At 69.4% G+C, this 3,093-nt stretch carries 5 protein-coding genes and 1 pseudogene; 4 read left to right on the top strand and 2 right to left on the bottom strand.

What is annotated here, in order from left to right; translation table 11 throughout:
* The 4 genes and pseudogenes from JAN01S_RS17265 to JAN01S_RS16180 form a co-directional block, all read left to right on the top strand.
* A pseudogene (locus JAN01S_RS17265) lies at positions 1 to 209 on the top strand (hypothetical protein); the annotation flags it as partial.
* 529 nt (positions 210 to 738) lie between these two features.
* Positions 739 to 930, top strand: coding sequence for a DUF4244 domain-containing protein (locus JAN01S_RS16170; RefSeq protein ID WP_068319811.1), 192 nt, complete (start codon positions 739 to 741; stop codon positions 928 to 930).
* Between the two features lie 19 nt (positions 931 to 949).
* The gene (locus tag JAN01S_RS16175; protein WP_068319813.1) at positions 950 to 1,285 is read left to right on the top strand and encodes a TadE family type IV pilus minor pilin; all 336 of its coding nucleotides are present in this window, start codon (positions 950 to 952) and stop codon (positions 1,283 to 1,285) included.
* Positions 1,286 to 1,301: 16 nt separating this feature from the next.
* Entirely contained in the window at positions 1,302 to 1,679 is a 378-nt protein-coding gene (locus JAN01S_RS16180) for an Rv3654c family TadE-like protein (protein ID WP_068319815.1), read from the top strand.
* A 223-nt stretch (positions 1,680 to 1,902) separates the two neighbouring features.
* Here the strand turns inward: JAN01S_RS16180 and JAN01S_RS16185 are convergent, their stop codons facing one another.
* Together JAN01S_RS16185 and JAN01S_RS16190 are read right to left on the bottom strand one after the other, a co-directional pair.
* Positions 1,903 to 2,289: a hypothetical protein gene (locus tag JAN01S_RS16185; protein ID WP_157075813.1), complete on the bottom strand. Its 387-nt coding sequence runs from the start codon at positions 2,287 to 2,289 to the stop codon at positions 1,903 to 1,905.
* A 103-nt stretch (positions 2,290 to 2,392) separates the two neighbouring features.
* The gene (locus JAN01S_RS16190; protein WP_157075814.1) at positions 2,393 to 2,689 is read right to left on the bottom strand and encodes a hypothetical protein; all 297 of its coding nucleotides are present in this window, start codon (positions 2,687 to 2,689) and stop codon (positions 2,393 to 2,395) included.
* Between the last annotated feature and the right edge of the window lie 404 nt (positions 2,690 to 3,093).

Genomic DNA, 3,093 nt, shown 5'->3' on the forward strand with positions numbered 1-3,093 from the left:
CGAAGTACGACGTCTCGTTCGGGATCACGGACTCCCCGGACTGCGGGCACCGGTACACGCAGGCCGGTGAGTACGACGTGACGGTGACTGCGTCGTGGGAGGTGCAGTGGTCCGGGCTGGGCCAGTCCGGCACGATCCCGATGGAGCTGGAGCGGTCCACCACCATCCGCGTCGGTGAGGCCCAAGCCGTCGTGACCTCGACGGGCTGACGTGGCAGCGGGGCAGGGGGGCGCGGGGTGCCGGTTGGCGCGGAGATCAGCCCGGCGGCTCGGGAAGGACCTCAGTATGGTGCTTGGGATCGCTGTGCGTGGAGTTTCAAGAGTGACTCCCGGGGTCAGGCCCCACTGGCTCGCCAGTGACCACCAGACCCCCTTCACGGGCTGACCTGACGCACGATAATCACTGGCACGTCGATCCGGTCGAGGTGCAGATCGCGGCTCGTGAACAGGTTGCTCGAGGGCTCCGGATCGAGCGCCCTGCGATCGACGCCCGTTCACGAGGGGTACGTGCAGGAGCGTATGTACGAGGTCAGCCCCAACCGCGTCGACTCCTCGCGGTGGCGCCCGGACGTCAGACCGTGGTGGACGGGCTCGGGGACGAGCGTTCGGCTGCCCCCAACCCGATCTGACCCCGAGCCGTCATCCACAGACTTCCGGACCCTCGCCCTGCGCGGGTGGCGAGGGCGAAGGGTGGATCTCACCGCGGCACAACGGGTGCCGCCCAAGGGAGGAGCTTCCAATGAAGAGGTCCATCGTCCGATGGGGTCACCGGGCCCGGTTGGCGTGCGAGGCGGGCATGACCACGGCCGAGTACGCCGTGGGCACGCTCGCGGCATGCACCTTCGCGATCGTCCTGCTGGCGGTCGTGAAGTCCGGGACGATCAAGTCGGGGCTGTCCGGTGTCATCCTCGAGGCGCTCGGCATCCGCTAGGGCGGCCGACGACGCGGGGATGGTGACGGCGGAGCTCGCCCTCACCTTCCCCGCGGTCGTCCTCGTCCTGACGATCTGCCTCTCGGCGCTCTCGTGGGGTGTCGACCAGGTCCGCTGCGTCGACGCCGCGCGGGTCGCCGTGCGCGAGTTTGCGCGCGGCGAGTCCGCCGATCGGGCGCTGGGCCACGCGCGCCGGGTGGCGCCGGAGGGAGCCGACCTCGAGGCGCACCGCAGTGGGGGCGATGTCACCGTGAAGGTGACCAGCGCGGCCCCGCCGGTCCTGGCCTTCGCCGGGCGCGACACGTCGTGTTCCTCGACCGCCCGGGTGGAGGTCTCCGATGCGACGTCCCCGTGACGTGGGACAGCGAGCCGTGCGGAGGCCTGGCCCGGGGCATGACGCCGGGTCCGCCAGCGTCCTGGCCGTCGGGGTCATCGCCGCCCTGCTGGCGATCACCCTCGGTGCGCTCGCGGTCCTCAGCGCCGTCCGGGCGAGTCACGTGGCCCGCTCCACGGCCGACCTCGCGGCGCTCGCCGCCGCCGGCCGGATCGAGCAGGCCGGCGACCCCGCGGGTGCGTGCATGGAGGCGAGGCGGGTGGCGCGGTTGCACGACGCAGCCGTCGTCGCCTGCGAGGTCGACGGCAGCGAGGTGAGCGTGACGACGTCGGTGGCGATCCCCCTTCGCCTCGGTGGGGTCGGGCCCGACCATGCCGAAGGGAGGGCCCGCGCCGGACCTGCACCCGCCGGGTGAAGCGCTGTGCGGGTGACCGCACGTCGCTCCCGCGAAAAGACAGGGAGGCGTGGGGGTGGTGGTGGTGGTGGGAAGCCAGGATCGACAGTTGGCAGAGGGCGCGCGAGTTGCGCTGGTGCCGTGAGTGCGCACATGCGTTCGTCGCGCCGGCCGGGCTGACGGAGCATCGCGCCTGCATCCACGGGTGTTGAGGCTCCGTCGTGAGGCCGTCGACCGCGCCAGCTCAGCTGAAGTGTTCCTTCAGACGGGTGGTCCTGTCCGGAGCGCCGACAGCTGCGGGGTCGAGCTGCCCCGATGCCGACTCACCGTAGACGTAGACGCCCATGGGCACATCGGACAAGGTAGGAACCGAGGCGATCGCGCGGAGGCAGTCTTCGTACACCGCGCGAGCCTGTGCATCATCGTCGGGAAGCCCGATCGTGCCACTCAGCGACCAACTGGTGACGCCGCTGCTCTCGACGACGATGTCCACTGAGGTGACCCCCTCGACCTGAGAGACCCTGCGGTTGACCTCGGCTTCGTCCATGGGTGGTTCGCTACTGCACGCAGACAGCCCAATCAGTGCAGCCGGAATACCCAGCAAAGCGGTACGTCGCGTGACGATGATCATCTCTCCTACTTGGTTCTGCGGATCTCGACATCAACGGCGGTGACTCCGACTTGTCGCCCGCCGGGACGCAAAGCCCGCCACGGAGTTCCCGCACTTCCACGTCTTAGTTGAAATGTTCCTTGAGCCTGGCGGTGCTGTCCGGGAGTCCGAGGTCACTCGGGTCGAGTTCGCCCGCGGCGGACTTGCCATAGACGTAGAGTCCGAGGTTGCTCTTGGCGGGCAGTGCTGCGATGGCGCGTAGGCAGTTCTCGTACACGGTCCGTGCTTGGGCCGGGTCGTCGGGCAGTCCGACTTGCCCGCGGAGTGACCAGTCTGCAGTCCCGGAGCGCCCGACTGTGATGTCGACGGAGGTGACGCCCTCGACCTGTGCGACGGCGTCATTGACTTCCTTCTCGTCCATGGGTGGGGCGCTGATGCAGGCGGTGGTGGCGAGTACTGCGGCTGTGCTGGTGCTGAGCAGGAGTGCGCGTCGGCTGATCATGTGGTCCGTCCGGTGTCTGGGCGCGGCTCGGCCTCGGCAGTCATGCGTCTCCCCTTGGTGATCTCCCCGGTGCGTCGCTTCACTCCACCACACATCGGCGCCGCAGGCGTGGTGAGGACTACTCATCCACAACGGCCCCGGGGCGGGTCAGGATGCGAGGCGAGCCCGACCGTGAGAGTTTGGCACGGGGCCGGGGGAGACCGTTCCCGTCGTGATGAATCGAGAGGACACCCATGCGTCTGCATTCCCGCCCTACCTTCGTGACGGCGTGCGTCGCCGCCACGCTGGTGGCACTGGCCGGCTGCGGGAGTGGCGAAGGTGAA

The sequence above is a fragment of the Janibacter anophelis NBRC 107843 genome (assembly GCF_001570945.1).
Classification (GTDB): Bacteria; Actinomycetota; Actinomycetes; order Actinomycetales; family Dermatophilaceae; genus Janibacter; species Janibacter anophelis.

Excerpts from the sequence above, each read along its gene's own strand:
- JAN01S_RS16170 (WP_068319811.1), top strand. The coding sequence starts at position 739 with ATGAAGAGGTCCATCGTCCGATGGGGTCACCGGGCCCGGTTGGCGTGC.
- JAN01S_RS16175 (WP_068319813.1), top strand. The coding sequence starts at position 950 with ATGGTGACGGCGGAGCTCGCCCTCACCTTCCCCGCGGTCGTCCTCGTC.
- JAN01S_RS16190 (WP_157075814.1), bottom strand. The coding sequence starts at position 2,689 with ATGGACGAGAAGGAAGTCAATGACGCCGTCGCACAGGTCGAGGGCGTC.
- JAN01S_RS16185 (WP_157075813.1), bottom strand. The coding sequence starts at position 2,289 with ATGATCATCGTCACGCGACGTACCGCTTTGCTGGGTATTCCGGCTGCA.